The sequence below is a fragment of the Pseudoxanthomonas sp. P4_B2 genome, assembly GCF_056402315.1.
Genome location: NZ_JBFUHQ010000005.1, coordinates 293,889 through 311,294, shown reverse-complemented (window position 1 = coordinate 311,294; position 17,406 = coordinate 293,889). Strand labels below are relative to the sequence as shown.

Genomic DNA, 17,406 nt, shown 5'->3' with positions numbered 1-17,406 from the left:
TTAACGTTGCGCAAGAAATGCCGAGCGGTGCGGGCCGGTGATAGCATCTGTTCACCATGAATCCCGCCCCCAATCTGATCCTGGTCGGCCCGATGGGTGCCGGCAAGACCTCCATCGGCCGGCGCCTTGCCGAGCGCTTCGGCCTGGAGTTCGCCGACGTGGACCAAGTGGTGGTCGAGCGTTGCGGCGCCACCATCAACACCATCTTTGAGCATTTGGGCGAAGCGGGTTTCCGCGAGCGCGAAAAGGCCGCCTTGGCGCATCTGCTGGCCGAGGACGGAAAAATGATCTCCACCGGCGGCGGCGCGGTCTTGGACTGCGACAACCGGTCGTTGATGCAACGGCGCGGATTCGTGGTCTACCTGCGCGTGGGTGTGGAAGCGCAACTCAAGCGCCTAGGGCGCGACCGCGCCCGACCCTTGTTGCAGCGTGGCGACCGCGAGCAGGTATTGCGCGATCTGACCGCTGTTCGCGAGCCTTTTTATGTGGAAGTGGCCGATCTGATGCTGGATACCGATGGTCTGTCGCCGGGTGGAGCGACCTCCACCCTGGCGCAGCTACTTGCGAGCCAATGGCAACGAAGCGAGCGTGCGGCATGAATGAGGTTTCGCGCATCGTCGAAGTAGGCGGCGACTCTCCCTACCGGATCGTGATCGGTCCCGGCGCGCTGGCGGACGGAGCTTTGCTTGCGGGCCACGTCCGCGGCCGACACGTGCTGCTGGTGAGCGATTCCACAGTGGCGCCGCTGTATGTCGCCACGGTACGCGAAGCCCTGCACGAAGCGCGTCCCGACCTGCTGGTGGGCACTTTCGTGCTGCCGGCGGGCGAAGCTTCGAAGACGCTGGCGAATTTCGGCGCGGCGATCGAGGCCCTGGCCACCCTGGGAGCAACCCGCGACGCCTGCATTTTCGCCCTGGGCGGCGGCGTGGTGGGCGATCTTGCCGGTTTCGCAGCGGCTTGCTGGATGCGCGGCGTGGATTGCGTGCAGTTGCCGACCACGCTGTTGTCCATGGTGGATTCCTCGGTCGGCGGCAAGACCGCGGTCGACATCGCACAGGGCAAGAACCTGGTCGGCGCCTTCCATCCGCCGCGTGCGGTATTCGCCGACACTTCCACTCTTCGCACCCTGCCGCCGCGTGAACTGCGTGCGGGACTGGCCGAGGTCATCAAATACGGGGCGATCCGTGATCCGTTGTTTCTGGAATGGCTGGAAGCCGAGCGCGAGGCATTGCTGGCCGGTGACGATGCCGCTCTGGCCATGGCCATCGCGCGCAGCTGCGAGCACAAGGCCGAGATCGTGGAGCGCGATCCGCTGGAGCGCGGCGAGCGCGCCCTGCTCAACCTCGGCCACACCTTCGGCCATGCCATCGAGACCGAGCAGGGCTACGGCAGTCCGCACAACGACAACCTCAATCACGGCGAAGCGGTCGCTGTCGGCATGGTGCTGGCCGCGCGCCTGTCCGCAATGCTGGGGCTGGCGGAAAGCGCCGACACCGAGCGGTTGACCGCTTTGCTGCGGGCCTACGGCTTGCCCACCTCCATACCGGCGGGCCTTGCGCCCGAAGCACTGCTGGCGCGCATGCGCCTGGACAAGAAAAACCTGGCCGGCCGCCTGCGGCTGGTGCTGTGGCGCGGGATCGGACGGGCCGAAGTGGTGCCGGATGTGGATGAAAGCCGCGTGCTGGCGGTGCTCTCCGGCTAAAATGAGGCATGCGCCTCTTCCTTCAGCAACGCCCGACCGCGGGTGAATCGCCCCGCTACGTGCAGTTGACCTTGCAGCCGGATCTGTTCGGCGGTTGGGAGCTGCTGCGCGAGACCGGGCAGCTCGGCGGCCGTGCCCAACTCAAGCGCGAGCAGTACCTGTTGCAGGAGGAGGCCACCGCGGCCTTCGAGAAGGCGCGCGACGGCCACGTCAAACGCGGCTTCCAGGTCACTTTCGTGCGCGGCGCCGACGCGCCCAAATGAACGTGCTTGCGACCTGACTCCACTTTTTCTCCCCCGGATTTACCATGACTGCTCTGAAGAACGACCGCCTGCTGCGTGCGCTCAAGCGCCAACCCGTGGACTGCACTCCCGTCTGGCTGATGCGCCAGGCTGGACGCTATCTACCCGAATACCGCGCCACCCGCGCCAAGGCCGGGAGCTTCCTGGCCATGGCCAAGAATCCGGAGATCGCCTGCGAGGTCACCCTGCAGCCGCTGGCGCGTTTCGACTTGGATGCGGCGATCCTGTTCTCCGACATCCTCACCATTCCCGATGCGATGGGCCTGGAGCTCTATTTCGTCGACGGCGAAGGCCCGAAATTCCGCAACACCGTGCGTAGCGCCGCCGACTTGGCCAAGCTCGGCATGCCGGACATGGAAACCGAACTGCGCTACGTGATGGACGCGGTGCGCGTGATTCGCGACGAACTGGACGGCAAGGTGCCGCTGATCGGTTTTTCCGGCAGCCCGTGGACGCTGGCCTGCTATATGGTCGAAGGCGGCGGCAGCAAGGACTTCGCGCGGATCAAGGCGATGGCGCTGAACGATCCCGCCACCTTGCACGGACTGCTATCGGTCAACACCGACGCGGTGATCGCCTACCTCTCCGCGCAGCGCGCGGCGGGCGCGCAAGCCCTGCAGGTCTTCGATACCTGGGGCGGCGTGCTCAGTCCAGCCATGTACCGCGAATTCTCCCTGCCTTACCTGACCCGCATCGCGCGCGAATTGGACCGCGGCAAGAACGAGGAATTCACCCCGCTGATCCTGTTCGGCAAGGGCAACGCCGCGCACCTGGAAGCGCTGGCCGAAAGCGGCACCGATGCGGTGGGCGTGGACTGGCTGGTGGAATTGTCCGAAGCGCGCCGCCGTACCGGCGGCAAGGTTGCCCTGCAGGGCAACCTGGATCCGGCGGTGCTGTACGGTTCGCCCGAAGCGATCCGCACCCAGGTGGGCAACGTGCTGAACAGCTATGGTCAGGGCTCGGGCCACGTCTTCAACCTCGGCCACGGCATGTCGCCGGACATGGATCCCGAGCATGTGGGCGTACTGGTGGATGCCGTGCACACGCTGTCCGCGCGCAACCCCGCCTGAGTTTTTCCTGGTCCTGCACGGTCCTGGAGCCCGCATGGAATGCCGCCGCTTCGCCTTCGTCATGTTGCTGGGTCTATCGACCCTGGCGTGGTCTTCGTGGGCGGCAACACCCGCACCGGTACTGCAGTTGTCGGGCGGCGATTTCCCCGAGCTGACCGTGCACCAGCCGAGCTTCGACGAAGCCGGCAATCAGCTGCCGATGGCCTGCGATCAGATTCGCGCGAAACGCATCGACGAACTCGATCCGCTATGGAAACGCAGCATCGATCGCGTCCATCTGGAATGCGAGGATCTTAAGGAAGAAGACGCCGGTTTCGACATGCTGGCCACCACCATCACCGGTTTTCTCAAAACCGGCATGGCGCAATTCGCCGGTCAGCCGCTGGCCGAGGTGCGGTTGATGGATTCGGACTTGTGGAGCGACCACCAGTACATCCTGCAGCGGCCCTACCAAGAAGCACGCGACGCGTTGAAGCAGTTCATCGAAGCGCGTTGCAGCGCGCAACAGGACAACCCCGCCGCACTGGTGGAGAACAACTGCGCCATGACCGAAAGCGAAGAAGGCTTGTATCTGGAGACCAGCGAGGTCGGCGGCATCTGGGTCCACCCGGAGCAGGACGATCCGCAACGCACCGTATACGCGGAAGCCTGGTCGGACTAGGCGTAGAGATCAGGTCACTTCCAGCGGCCAAGCGCCGCGGGGCCACGGGAAAGCGCATGAAATCGGGAAACATTTCCGGAGTGGTGATGGTGCCGTCGAAATCGAACAAAGCCAGGTTCACTACGGAGCGGCCTCGCTTCTCGCCACAGCTTGTTCGATGGCTACCGCCAGCAGATCGCCGGTGACCGGCTTGCGCAGGAAACCATCGAAACCCGCCGCTTGCGCCAGCGGTTCGGCTTCCGCGTCGGCGCGCGCGGTCACCGCGATCAACGGCGCCTTGAACGACTGGGCGCGCAATTGACGGGCAAGGGCCAACCCATCCAGACCCGGCAGATCCAGGTCCAGCAGCGCGATGTCGAACGCCTGCGTCGCGGTTCGCGTCAGCGCCGCCAGACCATGTGCTGCGTGACTGACCTGGTGACCGCGCGCGCGCAGCAAACCGGTGATCACTTCGGCCACGGTGGCATCGTCCTCGACCAGCAGGACGCGCAGCGAAGGCGACGGCGCCGAGGGATCGGCGGGGCGCTGCCAAGGCAGGTCCGCGGCGGTGGCAAGCGGCAACTCCACGGTGAAACAAGTGCCCTGCCCCGGCGTGCTTTCCACGCTGATCCGCCCGCCCATGGCCACCGCCAGCTCCTGGCAAATCGCCAGACCCAGGCCACTGCCGCCGTAACGCGCGGCGGTGCGCGCGCCCTCGGCCTGCTCGAAACGCTGGAACAAGCGGGTCTGTTGTTCCTCGCTGATACCAGGACCGGTGTCGCCGATCGCCAACCGTATTCCCTGCGGCAAAGAGGGCGAGACACGCAAGGTCACGCCTCCTTTCTCGGTGAATTTGATCGCATTGCCCAGCAGGTTGAGCAGGATCTGCCGCACCCGCACCGGATCGCCCTGCAGCGCCGCCGGCACGCTCGCCGCTACTTCGTCGGAAAAGCTGAGGCCGCGTTGCTCGGCCATGGGCGCGGTCAATCCCACCACTTCGTCCACCAACGCGCGCACGCCGAAAGCCTGCTGTTGCAATTCCAGCTTGCCGGCCTCGATACGCGCGATATCCAGCGCGTCGTTGACCAGACGCAAGAGATGCGTGCCGGCGTTTTGGATGGCGTGGGTATAGCCGCGCTGTTTCTGATCCAACGGCGTGGCCAGCAGCAGTTCGCTCATGCCCAGCACGCCGGTCATCGGCGTGCGCACTTCGTGGCCCAACGTGGCCAGGAAGCGAGTCTTGGCCAGCGACGCCTGTTCGGCCACGTCGCGCTTGTGCTCGGCCAGCTGCCAAGCGCTACGGCGACGCAAGCGACGCCGATACAGGGCGCCGGCGACGCCCAGCAGCAACAGGCCGATCACTACGAACGCGGCGATTCCCCATTTGCTGCGCCACCAGGGCGGCGACACCTGGAAACGCAGAATGCGTTCGGCCGAGGCGTTGCCCACATCGTCGAACGCTTGCACGTGCAACACGTAATTGCCCGGCGACAGCGTGGAAAACGCGCGTTCGCCGCTGGCGCCCTGGTTCACCCAATCCTTGTCGAAGCCTTCTAGCAGCGAGCGATAGCGATTGACCAGCGGATCGTCGAAGGAAAGCAGGCGCGCGCTGATCTGCAATTCATGGTCGCCCGGCTGCAAAGTGAATCCGCCCGCAGCCGGCAGCACGACGACTCCATCTTCGCGGCTGACCTGCAACGCATCCAGCACCAGGTGCGGGGTGATCGGCGCCGGATCGGGCAGGCGCGTGTCCAGCAGCATCACCGAACCATCGGCCGCGCTTCCCGCCAACACGCCATCGCCGGTCATCAGCAGGGCGCGATCGTTGAATTCCTGGCTGAGCAAGCCATCGCGCACGCCGTAATTGCGCACTTGGTTGGTTTGCGGATCGAAACGGAAAAGACCCCGCCGCGTCGCCAGCCACAGCCGTTTCTTCGCGTCTATCTGCAAGCCGGTGGATTCCAGCGCCGGCAGGTCGTCCGCATTGGTGACGCGCTTTGCCAGTGCCCAACCACCGGAAGCGTCGCGATGCCAGGCCTCCAGGCCGGACAGGCGATGCAGCCAGAGCCTATCTGCACTCTCGAATACGAACCCGAACACGCGTTGTTCGCCGAACGCGGGCAAGGCGACGAATTTGCGTTGTTCGGATTGCCAACGCCGCAGACCTTGCGCACCCGCCAGCCACAAACCGCCATCGGGCGCGCGCACCATCGCTTCCACGTCCGATTGCGGCGAACCATCCGCGTCTACCGCGAAGTTGTCGAGCACCTTGCCGGTGTCCAGGTCACGATGCTGCACGCTGCCCATCTGAGTGGACAGCCACAACCCATCGGGCGTCTCCACTAGCCAATCCACCGTACTTTCGTCGGGATGGGCATCGTGCGGGTCTTCCGTCTCCCAGATGCGCATTTCGCGGGTCGCCAAGTCGATCCGTATCAATCCCTTGCGATAGCCCAGCCACAGGCGGCCTTTGCTGTCTTCCAGCGCCGAAATCAGGCGGATATCCTTGAGCTCTTCTTCGTGCATTCCCAATGGCGAGATTTCGCCGGTACGAGTATTGAGACGTTCCACTTTGCCGATAGTGCTGGCCAGCCAGATATGGTCGGCACCCGCCGCGGAAAGGCCGCGATAAACACCGCCGGCAAGGCCTTGCGCACGCGAGAAAGCGGCGATGCGCCGCCAATCCGAGCGCAAATAGGCCAAGCCTTTGGTAGGCACCGGTACCCACATGCCGCCATCGGGTTGCAGTAACGCGGTCTGCACTACGCGGCCTATGCCGGCGCCCAGATCATCGTGGACCACAGGTGCCGGAGCGCCGTTGCCTTCGGTCCGCCACAGACCGCCCTGGCTGGCCAGCCAGTACTCGCCGCTGCCGTCGCTCAAGATCGTCATCACCGCATTGGGCCGAGCGAACATCGGCGACCACTCCGGCGTCTGCCAATGGCCGTCGGCGCGCCACTGGAAAACGCCTTCGGAGGTGCCGACCCACTGTGTGTCGCCGATGCGGGTCACCGAATAGACCATCAGGTCTTCGCCGGCCGGCGTCGCGACCCGGTGCACGGCCTTGCCGTCGAAACGGGCCAACCCGCCCATGGTGCCGATCCACAGCTCCCCTTTCTGGTCGAAGGAAAGCGATAGCACCGTGTCCGACGGCAGGCCGCCGGGCGATTTCTCGTCGGCGCGGAAGCCGGTGATCAGTCCTTGCGGAGACAGACGATGCAGACCGCCGCCGAAAGTGCCGAACCACAGATCCTTCCCCTGACTGGCAATGGTGAAAACATCGTCGCTACCCATCTCTGGATGGTCGGCCAGGCGGTAATGGTGGAAACCTTTACGTTCCTTTCCCATTACGCTGAGGCCGCCATTCTCCGTGGCTACCCAGATGCGATCTTCGCTATCGATGTGCAGCGCCTGCACGACGTTGCCGGGCAATGAAGCCGAGTCGTCGGGGTTGTGCCGCCATACCTGGAAGCCCACCCCGTCGTAGCGGGCCAGCCCATCCCACGTGGCGATCCACAGGTAGCCTTCGCGGTCCCGCGCCAGCGCCGGGATAGTGGTGGCGGGCAGCCCATCGGCAGATCCCAGCAATCGGAAACGCGGTATCTCGGGTACCGTCGCCTGCGCGGCGGCGCACAGCATGACCAGCCCCAGCAACCAAAGGCACCGCTTCATTCCCTACCCCCACCTGGCCTGCTTCCCTGTGCGGGCAGCATCGCAACGGACCGTTGCATGTGCAAGCGGCGTATCTTCAGCAGCACCCACCTAGAATCCCGGGCCTATGAACCCGTGCCCCCGCCTTGGCGTCGCCCTCTTAATATCGCTGTCGGCCCTGCCGGCGTGGGCGGCGAGCGCGGCTTATGAACTGGATCCGGTGCATACCCGGGTCATGATCGCAGTCGAACACGCCGGCTTTTCCAAGGCCATCGGCACCGTGTCCGGCAGCAGCGGCCATCTGCAATTCGATCCAGAGGACTGGAATACAGCCCGGCTCGAGGTCAGCGTCCCCCTGCAGCGGCTGGACCTGGGCGACGAGAAATGGAACCAGGCCGTACTGGCGCGCAATCTGCTGGACGTAGAGGAATTCCCGACCGCCACCTTCGTTTCGACCCGAATCGAACCCATCGACCCGCAGCATGCCTCTGTATACGGCACGCTGACCCTGCACGGTGTCCCCAAGGAAGTGAAGTTGGAGGTGACTCTCAATGCGCTCAAGCGCCATCCGCTGCCGCCGTTCCGGCGCACCGCAGGATTTTCCGCCACCGCCACCCTCAGCCGTGCGGATTTCGGTATCGATGCATGGAAGTCGGTGATCGGCGACAGCGTGGAGCTACGCTTGGAGGTGGAGGCCACGCGCACCCGCAAGGACGATGACGACAACGACGAACATGACGGCGTACCGCCGCCCGCCACGCCACCCATCACGCCTACCCAAACCGCGGAGCCAGCCACGCCATGACCCTGAAGAACACCGCCGACCGCTGGGGCCCGGTAAGCCAAGCCTTTCACTGGTTGATCGTGCTGCTGATCCTGGGCATGGCCATCGTCGGCCTGACCATGGTCGAGCTGCCGAAGACACCGAAGTATTTCTGGGTCTACACCGCGCACAAATCCACCGGCATCACAGTGTTGGTGCTGGTCATCGCGCGGCTGGCGTGGCGCCTATACGCGGGCAAGCCCAAGCCGGTGCCCGGTACGCCGACATGGCAGAAACAAATCGCCGACGTCACCCACTGGATGCTGTACGGGCTAATTCTGATCATGCCGCTTTCCGGTTGGCTGTACGACTCGGCCAGCGGATTGCGCCCGTTCCGCTGGTTCGGCCTGTTCGAGATGCCCAAGCTGAGCCCGCCGAACGAATCGCTGCGCGACGCTTCTCTTACCGTGCACGAATGGGGTTTCTGGTTGCTGGTGACGCTGGTCGTCGCCCACGCGGGCGCCGCTTTCTACCATCATTTTTTCCAGCGCGACGCCACGCTTACCCGCATGTTGCCCCAGCGTTCACCGCGCATCGACGATAACGAACCCGCTCCCGCAATCGCCACGAAACCCGAGGAACCCCCGCATGTCTCCTGATTCCAAATCGCGCATCTTCGCTTCCCCCCTGCTCACCGCTGCCGCGTTGGTGGCGACTATGGCGACCGCGCCTGCCTTCGCTGCCGACTATGTGCAGGCGCCAGGGTCCAGCCTGGTGTTCGCCAGCAAGTACGACGGCGAGGTATTCACCGGCAAATTCGCCAGTTTCACCACTACGCTGAGCTTCGATCCGGCCAAGCTGGCGACCTCGAAGCTGGAGGTGGTAATCCCGCTGGCCGGCACCAGCACCGGTAATGGCGACCGCGATTCCACATTGTCGGGCGCCGATTTCTTCAACGTCGCCAAGTTCGCGCAAGCCCGCTATACGGCGACGAAATTCCGTTCGCTAGGCGGCAACCAGTACGCGGCCGACGGCAACCTGAGCCTGCGCGGCGTCAGCAAGCCGGTCACCCTGACCTTCACCTGGACCCCGGGTGCGCAACCGGTGCTGAGCGGAAAGGCTACGGTCAAACGCCTGGACTTCGGCGTCGGCACCGGCGACTGGGCCGATACCAAAACCATTCCGAACGAAGTGGCGGTGAGTACGAAGGTCGTGTTCAAGTCTGCCAAGTAAGAGAGTTATGCTCACGAGCAAACGCAATGCCGTCCTCAAGGGGACGGCATTGTTTTTTATTCTCCTTGGAGCATCCGGACTTGCCTTCAGCTACTGGGTGGGCGGTCAACTGGTGGCTCCGCGTCCCACGGTTATCGGTCCGCCTCCCGCAGATTTGCATGCCGTACCTGTCGTGATTGCGGGCAAACCGAGGCCGATACACGGCTGGTGGATTTCGGGCGATACCGACAAGGGATCGGCGCTGTTGTTGCACGGCATCCGTGCAAATCGCACCGCGATGGTTGGGCGCGCGCGATTGCTGGCTAAGCATGGTTACTCGGTGCTGCTGGTCGATCTGCAGGCGCATGGCGAGAGCTCCGGCGAAGCGATTACCTTGGGGCTGCGCGAATCGGCTGGCGTGCAGTCGGCGCGCGAGTGGATCCGAAGCAGGCGTCCGAGCAAGCCCATCGCCGCCATCGGTGTATCGCTCGGCGGCGCATCGATCCTGCTGGGTCCTTCACCAAGCGGATTCGATGCCGTCGTACTGGAAGCCGTATATCCGGATGCGCAGCGGGCGTTGCGGAACCGCATGGCAATGCGTTTCGGATATGCCGCTCCGTTGCTGAGCAGGTTGTTGGAGGTGCAGATCAAGCCGCGTTTGGGAATCTCGATGGACAAGCTGCGGCCCATCGATCACATCGCCGCAATCGGCGCCCCCGTTATGGTCATCGCCGGAGGCAGGGACCAGCACACCACACCCGCAGAATCGGCGGCGCTATTCGCTCGCGCCAAGGACCCCAAGGAATACTGGCTGCTTGCGCAGGCTGCGCACCAGGATTTTCAGCACCTCGATCCCGCTGGCTACGAAGCCCGTGTAATGGGCTTCCTCCAGCATCATCTGCCGGACCGCGCAGCGTCTGCGCCAAGTGCTACTGCTTCTGCAAGCGGGCCGGCTCAAGCCGGTAACTGAACGCACCCAACAAGTCGCCCGCCTGCTTGTTGCGATGGCAGTCCAAACATTCGGAGCGCGCGTGGATCGGGCCGAACAACCGCAGCCCGCCAGGTTCGGTGCTGAACACGATCTTTTCACCTCGGGCCAGAACAAGCAGTGCTCGTGCTTCTTCGGCGTTCACCCCGCGTGTCTGGAGCTCGGCGAGTTCCGGGCCATTCTCGCCATGCTCGAAACCCTGGAATACCGATGTATAAACCACTGGTGGATCGTGCTTGGCGATACCCACCAGTTGTACGTCGCGAACCCTGAGTTCCCCGTGGTCGATGGGATAAGGTCTCCAGAGCAGCCGCATCATCGGCGTCAGCCGACTCTTGCCAAACCCCTCACTGACCACGAATGCGTCTACATAGTCGGCATGTATACGTTGCAGCACGGAGCGCAGATCGGGGGGCGGGAGAGAAGATGGCGGCGCCTGCGCCTGCAACGGGAGCGCCGCTATTACCGCCAATCCGAGCCCTAGGGCTAGCCTTTTCACTTTGCTTCCCTTTTCCCGTCCGGATGGCTAGAGCCTAACCAGATTCCGGCGCACCCAACTATGCCTCGGTGCTGTCGTTTTGCTAGCCGACAGCTAAGCGCCACGCTGCCAGCGCACCACTGCTTCGGCATCGAACGGCCAATCCAGCTCGCGCCCGGTCGATTCGTCGCGCAAAACGGGCACGCGGATTCCGTAAGCGGCCTCCAACAAGTCGTCCTCATCGATGAAAACGCTTTCGAAGTCGGGCAGCCGCGCCGCTGCCAGTACTTCCAGGGCTAGGTCGCAGAGATGGCAGTCGTCGCGCTGGTAGAGGATCAGTGGCAAGCGGTGAATTCCGGGAAAGTGCTGCGCCGCAGGAGGGCGGTTCATCGCGAAGGCATAGAATAGCGCCATGGCAGTCAGCACTTTCGACCTTTTCAAGATCGGCATCGGGCCGAGTTCCTCCCACACCGTCGGCCCCATGCGCGCCGCGGCGCGCTTCGTCGCGCGTTGGATCGAGGAGCCGGGGCGATTGCAGGACGTCGTGCGATTGCGCGCCGAGGTCTTCGGTTCGCTGGCGCTGACCGGACGCGGCCACGGCACCGACAAGGCGGTGCTGATGGGGCTGGAAGGCCACATGCCTAACCTGATCGATCCCGATGTCATACCCGCCGCGCTCGCCCGCATCCGTGGCGAGAAGAAACTGCTGCTGTCGGGCCGCCATCCGGTCGCCTTCGACGAAAAGCGCGACTTGGTGATGAACAAACGGCAGAAGCTGCCTTTCCACACCAACGGCATGCGCTTCACCGCATTCGACGCCAACGACGAAGTGATCGCCACGCGCGACTATTACTCGGTCGGCGGCGGTTTCGTGGTCAACCAGGACGACGCAGCTTCTGACCGGATCGTCGCCGACGAAACCCCGTTGCCTTACCCGTTCCACAGCGGCGACGAACTGCTGGCGCAATCGCGCGACAGCGGACTCAGCATCGCCCAGCTGATGTTCGAGAACGAAAAATCCTGGCGCAGCGAGGAAGAGATCAAGGCCGGTCTGCGCGAGATCTGGACAGCGATGCAAAGCTGCGTGGCCCGCGGCATCCGCCAGGAAGGCACCTTACCCGGCGGCTTGCACGTCACCCGCCGCGCCCCTGCCCTGTTCAACGAACTGTCCAGCAAACCGGAAGCGGCGATGCGCGATCCGCTGACCACGCTGGACTGGGTAAACCTGTACGCGTTGGCGGTGAACGAAGAGAACGCAGCGGGTGGACGCGTGGTCACTGCGCCCACCAATGGCGCGGCCGGCATCATCCCTTCAGTGCTGCATTACTACGACCGCTTCTGCCCTGGCGCGAACGAGCAAGGCGTCTTCGATTTCCTATTGACCGCCGCGGCCATCGGCATCCTCTACAAGGAAAACGCATCGATCAGCGGCGCCGAAGTCGGTTGCCAGGGCGAAGTGGGAGTGGCGTGTTCGATGGCGGCCGGCGGTCTGGTCGCCGCGTTGGGCGGTACGTCCAGCCAGATAGAGAATGCCGCCGAAATCGGCATGGAGCACAACCTGGGACTGACTTGCGATCCGATCGGTGGACTGGTGCAGATTCCCTGCATCGAACGCAATGCGATGGGCGCGGTCAAGGCCATCAACGCCAGCCGAATGGCCGCACGCGGCGATGGCAAGCACAAAGTCTCTCTGGATAAAGTCATCAAGACCATGCGCGACACCGGCCGCGACATGCAGGACAAGTACAAGGAAACCAGCCGCGGCGGACTGGCGGTCAACGTCATCGAGTGCTGAGCCGGACGCGTCTCGGCAAGCATCGAACAGTCGATCGTTCTCGATTCTATGCCTAGGCGGCAACGCTTACTGATCTTACATAAACGATAAGCGGCGTTACGCCGCGCGGAAATACAACAGCGTCCCAACGGAGGCTCGGGCGAGCGCTTCGCCCCTGGATGTGTACGCCCACCGTCGTTGTCATAAACGCGTCATAGCGCACGCTTCGCCGCATTTTATGCAACTACAGTGCCAGCATCCCGGCCTGGAATGCGGGTCACGTCTCTAGGGGAGCGTCGGTGCAGGGCCAATACGACCTATGGACGGTCATCCTGTCGTTCCTGATTGCCTGGTTCGCAGCGTTCGTGGCGATCCAGCTCGCCGGGCGCGTTCGCGAGGCAGCGGCGCACCGGACCGTACTGTGGATATGGGCGGGCGGAACGGCGCTCGGCCTGGGCATTTGGTCCATGCATTTCATGGGTATGCTCGCTTTCCATCTGCCGGTGCCCATTCTCTACGACCTGCCTATGACGGCGGCCTCGGTGCTACCGGCCATCCTGTCTTCCGCCCTAGCCCTGTATATCGCCGGCACGCGCAAACGCGAATGGCCGCAGTTGTTGCTCGCGGCACTGTTGATGGGGCTCGGAATCTGCGTCATGCATTACTCGGGCATGGCCGCGATCACTTTCGTCCCGCCACCCGCTTGGTCGATCGCATGGGTAGCGGCTTCAGTCGCCGTAGCGGTCGTGGTCTCGCTGATCGCGCTTGTGTTGCTGACGCGCTTCTCCTGGGATCGTGGCGAGAGCCATTTCAACATCCAGGTCGGCGCCGCGGCGCTCATGGGGCTCGGAATCTGCGGCATGCACTACACCGGCATGCAAGCCATGCTGCTCGGCCCGGAAACCTATTGCGCAACGCGTCCGAACGCAGTACCCGGCGAGCAACTGAGTCTGGCCATCGTCAGCAACACCCTGCTGTTCCTCGCGGTGATGACCGTGGGCTCGCATCGCGATCAACGCAGGGCTCGGCAGCACCTCCGCGACGCCGAGGCTAAGCTCACCCATAGCGCGGAGGTGCGCGCGCAGGCGGAAGCGCTTGCTTGGGAACTGACCTGCGACCTACGCGCCAGCGAGCAGCGCTTTCGCACTTTAGTAGAGAACACGCCTAGCGCGATGTTGATGGTCGACAGCGACGGCCGCATCATGCTGTCCAACATCGCAGCCGAAGGCCTGCTTGGCTACCCGCAAACCGAGTTGATCGGCAAATCCGTGGACCTCCTGGTGCCGGCCCGCTTCCGCCTCGGGCATGGCGGGCTTGGCGACAGTTACAACCTGATCCCGCAGCTTCGCCGGATCGACGCCGGACGCGACATGTACTGTCTGCGCAAGGACGGCAGTGAGGTTCCAGTAGAACTCCGGCTCAACCCGTTGACGGTCGATGATCGCCAGGTGGTACTGGCCACCATTATCGACCTCACCGAACGCAAGCAGGCGGAGGAACATATAAAACGCCTCGCCTACTTCGACGGCCTGACCGGACTGCCCAACCGCAGCCAATTCCAGCTTCGCCTCGCCGAGCTGGTGAATCGCCGCGGCGATGCCGGTTTCGGCCTGTTGTTCACCGACCTGGACGGATTCAAGGAAATCAACGATTCGCTCGGCCATGGCGCGGGCGACCGCGTCCTGACCCAGGTAGCGCAGCGCTTGCGCGATGCGGTCGGCATCAATGGCGAAGTGTTCCGCTTCGGCGGCGATGAGTTCATCGTCCTGCTGCCGGCAGGCAGCACGCTCCGGGACGACGGCATCGCCAACGAACTGATCCGACGCATATCGCTGCCGCTGCGGGTCGAGGGCGAGCAACTGGCGGTCACTCTCAGCATCGGCAGCGTGCGCTATCCCGAGCATGGCGACAAACACGATTTGCTGTTGCGCCGCGCCGACAATGCGCTCTACCACGCCAAGGCGGCGGGCAAGAACCTACACCTGCGCTTCCAGACCGACATGGAGGAGACCGTCACGCGCCGCTTCATCATGCTCAACGAACTGCGCCAGGCCACCGAACGCGATCAACTGGTCGTGCTCTATCAACCTATCGTCGAACTGCAGAGCCGACGCGTCATCGGCGCCGAGGCCCTGGTCTACTGGGATCATCCCAAGCACGGCCGGATCACGCCCGCCACCTTCATCCCGGTCGCCGAAGAGAACGGTCTGATGGAATCGCTAGGCGAATGGGTGCTGATCGAAGCCATCCGCCAATCGGCGCAATGGCGCGCGCGAGGCCTGGCCTCGTTGCGCATGGCGGTGAATGTCTCCGGCACCCAGTTCCGCAACGCCGCCCGCCTGCGCGACGCGGTAACCGAGGCGCTGCATCAGCACGACTATCCGGCCGGCGACCTGGAACTTGAAATCACCGAGCGCCAAATCATGTACGACCCCGAATCGAGCATCGCCACCATGCACGCCCTGTCGGATCTGGGCGTGGTGATCGCGCTGGACGACTTCGGCACCGGCTATTCCAGCCTCAGCTACCTGAGCCAGTTCCCGCTCGGCAAACTCAAGATCGACCGTAGCTTCATCGACCAGATCGATCAGGTCGGTCCCGGCCGGGCAATCGTGCGCGCGGTGGCCGAGCTCGGAAACAGTCTGGGCATGACCGTGGTCGCCGAAGGTATAGAACGCGAAACCCAACTCGCACCGCTGCTGGCCTGCGATTGCGGCGAGGCGCAAGGCTATCTGTTCGGGCGACCAATGTCGGCAGCCGACTTCGAACGTCATATACGAATCCGGCTTAGGGCTTAAGCAGAACGCACCGCAAAAAAACGCCCGGGTATCCCGGGCGCTGATCGACTCGCAGAGGGCACGGGATCGCTCCCGTTCCTGCGCTGGTTATTAGTACAAAGCCAGCACCGACACGTTGGCGAACGCGGTTTCGCCGACCACGGTCATGTAGTACGTGCCGGCGGCCGGGCTGGTGATCACCACGGTTTCGCTGTTGCCCGACTTGACCGACTTGCGGTCGTAGCTGGATGCGGTGGGGACGCGGTCGCGGGCCACATACAGCGAAACATCGCCGGTACCGCCATAAGTGCGCAGATTGACGCTGGTCTTGCCTGCAGGCACCACGATCTTGTAGACCACCGCTTCACCGGACGTGCCGCTCTGGCCCGCCAGCGCCACGCGATTGGTCAGCAAGGTACTGGTATCGGCCGGAATGTCCTGGGTCGCGGCAAAGACGGCCGCGGCCGCATCCAGGATGCCGGGACCCTGCGGCTTGGCCAGCGGCGGCAACACCGTGAACGGCTTGGCGGTGTTGCGCAACATGGTCTTCACCTCGGCCGGGGTCAATACCGCCTTGCCGGCGGCGACGCGGGCGGACTGCATCAACGCGACCGTGCCGGCCACGTGCGGGCTGGCTTGCGAGGTGCCGATGTAGCCCATCAGCACGTCGCCCGCAGGGCTGGCGACCGGCGTGGTGGTGCCGCTGTTGCCGGTCGACCAGATCCAGCGGTTGTCCGGATCGGACATGCTGGTGGCATTGCCGCCCGGCGCCGACAGAGCCACGGTCGGACCATAGTTGGAGAAGTAGGAACGGCCGCCGTCCACGCCGCTGGCGCCAACCGCTATCACGCCCTTGCAACTGGCCGGCGAGTGGAAAGCGGCATCGTCGTTGTCGTTGCCGGCCGCCACCACGATCGTGGTGCCGCGGCTGATAGCGCCATCCACTGCGGCTTGGGTCACCGGATCATCGTTGCATGCGCCGTAACCGCCGAGGCTCATGTTGATCACGTCGGCGACATCGGCCGGATCCAGGCTGGTCACTCCGGCGACCGTGCCGCCGGAAGCCCAGGTGATGGCGTCGGCGATGTCGGAAGTGTAACCGCCGCCGTGGCCGAGCACGCGTACCGGCATCATCCTGGCGCCGTAGGCTACGCCGGCTACGCCTTTGGCGTTGTTGGTCACCGCCGCGACCGTACCGGCCACGTGCGTGCCGTGCCAGGAACTGCTGCCGCCACCTTCCCAGTCGCCGGGATCGTGCGCATCGGCATCACGGCCGTCGCCGTCGCCAGCCACCGTAGTGTCGATGATGAAGTCGTAGCCCGACACGACATTGCCGTCCAGGTCGGCATGATCGACATAACCGGTGTCCAGCACCGCCACCACCACGCCCGTACCGCTGGAAGTGTCCCAGGCCTTGGGCGCGCCGATGCCCACCGTCAGATCAGTGAAATCCCACTGCAGGTCGAAACGTGTGTCGTTGGGAATGAAGTCCAGGCGTTGCTTGATGTAGTCGGGCTGCGCGTAAACCACGTTCGGATCGGCGCGCAGTTGGGTCAGCAGCGCGGTGCTTTCGGTCGGGGTCAAACGGCGCGAAGCGCGCACCAGGTCGGCGCCGATGCCCAGCGTGCGCACATGGCTGAAGCCCATGGCCGCAGGCGCGCCCCTGCTCGCCGAGGAAGTGATCACGCCAGCCCTGACTCCGGCGGCAGTGAGGTTGCCGATCAAAGTGCTACGGCTGAGCTTGGCGGCGCTGCCATCTTTGTACTTGACGATGAATCGATCGAAGCCGGTTTGCGCCGGCGCGGCGGACAACAGGTTTTTCCTGCCGGTTTGCGCGACTGCGGCGCGCGTCGGATTGCCGGTCGAGCCGCTGGCGGCAGCGCCGAAACTGACGCCGCCGGCGCCGTTGTTGCTGGCCGCATAAGAGGTGACGGCGGCGATGACCGAAACGGCCAGAATACTGGCGGTGAGATTGCGCTTGTTCTTCATGGGTATTTCTCCGAAGGATCAGGGTGATGGGGCGGGCGTCTTCGTCGACTGCCCGCCATG

The 17,406-nt window shown here is 64.2% G+C and carries 15 protein-coding genes; 11 read left to right on the top strand and 4 right to left on the bottom strand.

Going from position 1 to position 17,406, the window contains the following annotated elements; all coding sequences use genetic code 11:
* Positions 1–56 precede the first annotated feature (56 nt).
* The 5 genes from AC1DTQ_RS14270 to AC1DTQ_RS14250 are packed head-to-tail and all read left to right on the top strand — an operon-like array spanning position 57 to position 3,735.
* A complete protein-coding gene (locus AC1DTQ_RS14270; RefSeq protein WP_477850424.1) occupies positions 57–599 on the top strand; it encodes a shikimate kinase in 543 nt (180 codons plus the stop codon).
* Complete coding sequence (gene aroB, locus AC1DTQ_RS14265) at positions 596–1,702, top strand: 3-dehydroquinate synthase (RefSeq protein WP_477850423.1); 1,107 nt, start codon at positions 596–598, stop codon at positions 1,700–1,702. Before AC1DTQ_RS14270 ends, aroB begins: the two co-directional genes overlap by 4 nt.
* 8 nt (positions 1,703–1,710) lie before the next feature.
* Positions 1,711–1,965 (top strand): WGR domain-containing protein, encoded by a 255-nt coding sequence (locus AC1DTQ_RS14260; protein ID WP_310089729.1) that lies wholly within the window; start codon positions 1,711–1,713, stop codon positions 1,963–1,965.
* Between the two features lie 44 nt (positions 1,966–2,009).
* A complete protein-coding gene (hemE, locus tag AC1DTQ_RS14255; protein WP_477850422.1) occupies positions 2,010–3,074 on the top strand; it encodes a uroporphyrinogen decarboxylase in 1,065 nt (354 codons plus the stop codon).
* A 34-nt stretch (positions 3,075–3,108) separates the two neighbouring features.
* Complete coding sequence (locus AC1DTQ_RS14250) at positions 3,109–3,735, top strand: hypothetical protein (protein ID WP_477850421.1); 627 nt, start codon at positions 3,109–3,111, stop codon at positions 3,733–3,735.
* A gap of 120 nt (positions 3,736–3,855) precedes the next feature.
* Here the strand turns inward: AC1DTQ_RS14250 and AC1DTQ_RS14245 are convergent, their stop codons facing one another.
* Positions 3,856–7,386, bottom strand: coding sequence for a hybrid sensor histidine kinase/response regulator (locus AC1DTQ_RS14245; RefSeq protein WP_477850420.1), 3,531 nt, complete (start codon positions 7,384–7,386; stop codon positions 3,856–3,858).
* A 106-nt stretch (positions 7,387–7,492) separates the two neighbouring features.
* Here AC1DTQ_RS14245 and AC1DTQ_RS14240 point away from each other — a divergent pair, with 106 nt between their 5' ends.
* From AC1DTQ_RS14240 to AC1DTQ_RS14225, 4 genes are read left to right on the top strand one after another with little or no spacing between them, the layout of a single operon-like run.
* On the top strand, positions 7,493–8,170 hold the full coding sequence (locus AC1DTQ_RS14240) for a YceI family protein (protein WP_477850419.1): 678 nt from the start codon (positions 7,493–7,495) through the stop codon (positions 8,168–8,170).
* Complete coding sequence (locus tag AC1DTQ_RS14235) at positions 8,167–8,787, top strand: cytochrome b (RefSeq protein ID WP_477850418.1); 621 nt, start codon at positions 8,167–8,169, stop codon at positions 8,785–8,787. The genes AC1DTQ_RS14240 and AC1DTQ_RS14235 overlap by 4 nt, the downstream gene beginning before the upstream one ends.
* Complete coding sequence (locus AC1DTQ_RS14230) at positions 8,777–9,361, top strand: YceI family protein (protein ID WP_477850417.1); 585 nt, start codon at positions 8,777–8,779, stop codon at positions 9,359–9,361. Before AC1DTQ_RS14235 ends, AC1DTQ_RS14230 begins: the two co-directional genes overlap by 11 nt.
* A 7-nt stretch (positions 9,362–9,368) precedes the next feature.
* Positions 9,369–10,310: an alpha/beta hydrolase gene (locus AC1DTQ_RS14225; RefSeq protein WP_477850416.1), complete on the top strand. Its 942-nt coding sequence runs from the start codon at positions 9,369–9,371 to the stop codon at positions 10,308–10,310.
* Here the strand turns inward: AC1DTQ_RS14225 and AC1DTQ_RS14220 are convergent.
* Both AC1DTQ_RS14220 and AC1DTQ_RS14215 read right to left on the bottom strand, forming a co-directional pair.
* On the bottom strand, positions 10,270–10,725 hold the full coding sequence (locus AC1DTQ_RS14220) for a hypothetical protein (protein WP_477850415.1): 456 nt from the start codon (positions 10,723–10,725) through the stop codon (positions 10,270–10,272). The two genes, AC1DTQ_RS14225 and AC1DTQ_RS14220, sit on opposite strands and share 41 nt — an antisense overlap.
* A 195-nt stretch (positions 10,726–10,920) precedes the next feature.
* Positions 10,921–11,151: a glutaredoxin family protein gene (locus AC1DTQ_RS14215; protein WP_477850414.1), complete on the bottom strand. Its 231-nt coding sequence runs from the start codon at positions 11,149–11,151 to the stop codon at positions 10,921–10,923.
* Positions 11,152–11,218: 67 nt separating this feature from the next.
* Here AC1DTQ_RS14215 and AC1DTQ_RS14210 point away from each other — a divergent pair, with 67 nt between their 5' ends.
* Positions 11,219–12,601, top strand: a complete 1,383-nt coding sequence (locus tag AC1DTQ_RS14210) for an L-serine ammonia-lyase (protein WP_477850413.1) — start codon at positions 11,219–11,221, stop codon at positions 12,599–12,601.
* Positions 12,602–12,879: 278 nt separating this feature from the next.
* A complete protein-coding gene (locus AC1DTQ_RS14205) occupies positions 12,880–15,378 on the top strand; it encodes an EAL domain-containing protein (protein WP_477850411.1) in 2,499 nt (832 codons plus the stop codon).
* Positions 15,379–15,468: 90 nt separating this feature from the next.
* Here AC1DTQ_RS14205 and AC1DTQ_RS14200 read toward each other — a convergent pair whose 3' ends face one another.
* Positions 15,469–17,346, bottom strand: a complete 1,878-nt coding sequence (locus tag AC1DTQ_RS14200; RefSeq protein ID WP_477850409.1) for a S8 family peptidase — start codon at positions 17,344–17,346, stop codon at positions 15,469–15,471.
* Positions 17,347–17,406: the final 60 nt, after the last annotated feature.

Coding starts and splice junctions, on each gene's coding strand:
- AC1DTQ_RS14270 (WP_477850424.1), top strand. CDS start 57: ATGAATCCCGCCCCCAATCTGATCCTGGTCGGCCCGATGGGTGCCGGC.
- aroB (WP_477850423.1), top strand. CDS start 596: ATGAATGAGGTTTCGCGCATCGTCGAAGTAGGCGGCGACTCTCCCTAC.
- AC1DTQ_RS14260 (WP_310089729.1), top strand. CDS start 1,711: ATGCGCCTCTTCCTTCAGCAACGCCCGACCGCGGGTGAATCGCCCCGC.
- hemE (WP_477850422.1), top strand. CDS start 2,010: ATGACTGCTCTGAAGAACGACCGCCTGCTGCGTGCGCTCAAGCGCCAA.
- AC1DTQ_RS14250 (WP_477850421.1), top strand. CDS start 3,109: ATGGAATGCCGCCGCTTCGCCTTCGTCATGTTGCTGGGTCTATCGACC.
- AC1DTQ_RS14245 (WP_477850420.1), bottom strand. CDS start 7,386: ATGAAGCGGTGCCTTTGGTTGCTGGGGCTGGTCATGCTGTGCGCCGCC.
- AC1DTQ_RS14240 (WP_477850419.1), top strand. CDS start 7,493: ATGAACCCGTGCCCCCGCCTTGGCGTCGCCCTCTTAATATCGCTGTCG.
- AC1DTQ_RS14235 (WP_477850418.1), top strand. CDS start 8,167: ATGACCCTGAAGAACACCGCCGACCGCTGGGGCCCGGTAAGCCAAGCC.
- AC1DTQ_RS14230 (WP_477850417.1), top strand. CDS start 8,777: ATGTCTCCTGATTCCAAATCGCGCATCTTCGCTTCCCCCCTGCTCACC.
- AC1DTQ_RS14225 (WP_477850416.1), top strand. CDS start 9,369: ATGCTCACGAGCAAACGCAATGCCGTCCTCAAGGGGACGGCATTGTTT.
- AC1DTQ_RS14210 (WP_477850413.1), top strand. CDS start 11,219: ATGGCAGTCAGCACTTTCGACCTTTTCAAGATCGGCATCGGGCCGAGT.
- AC1DTQ_RS14200 (WP_477850409.1), bottom strand. CDS start 17,346: ATGAAGAACAAGCGCAATCTCACCGCCAGTATTCTGGCCGTTTCGGTC.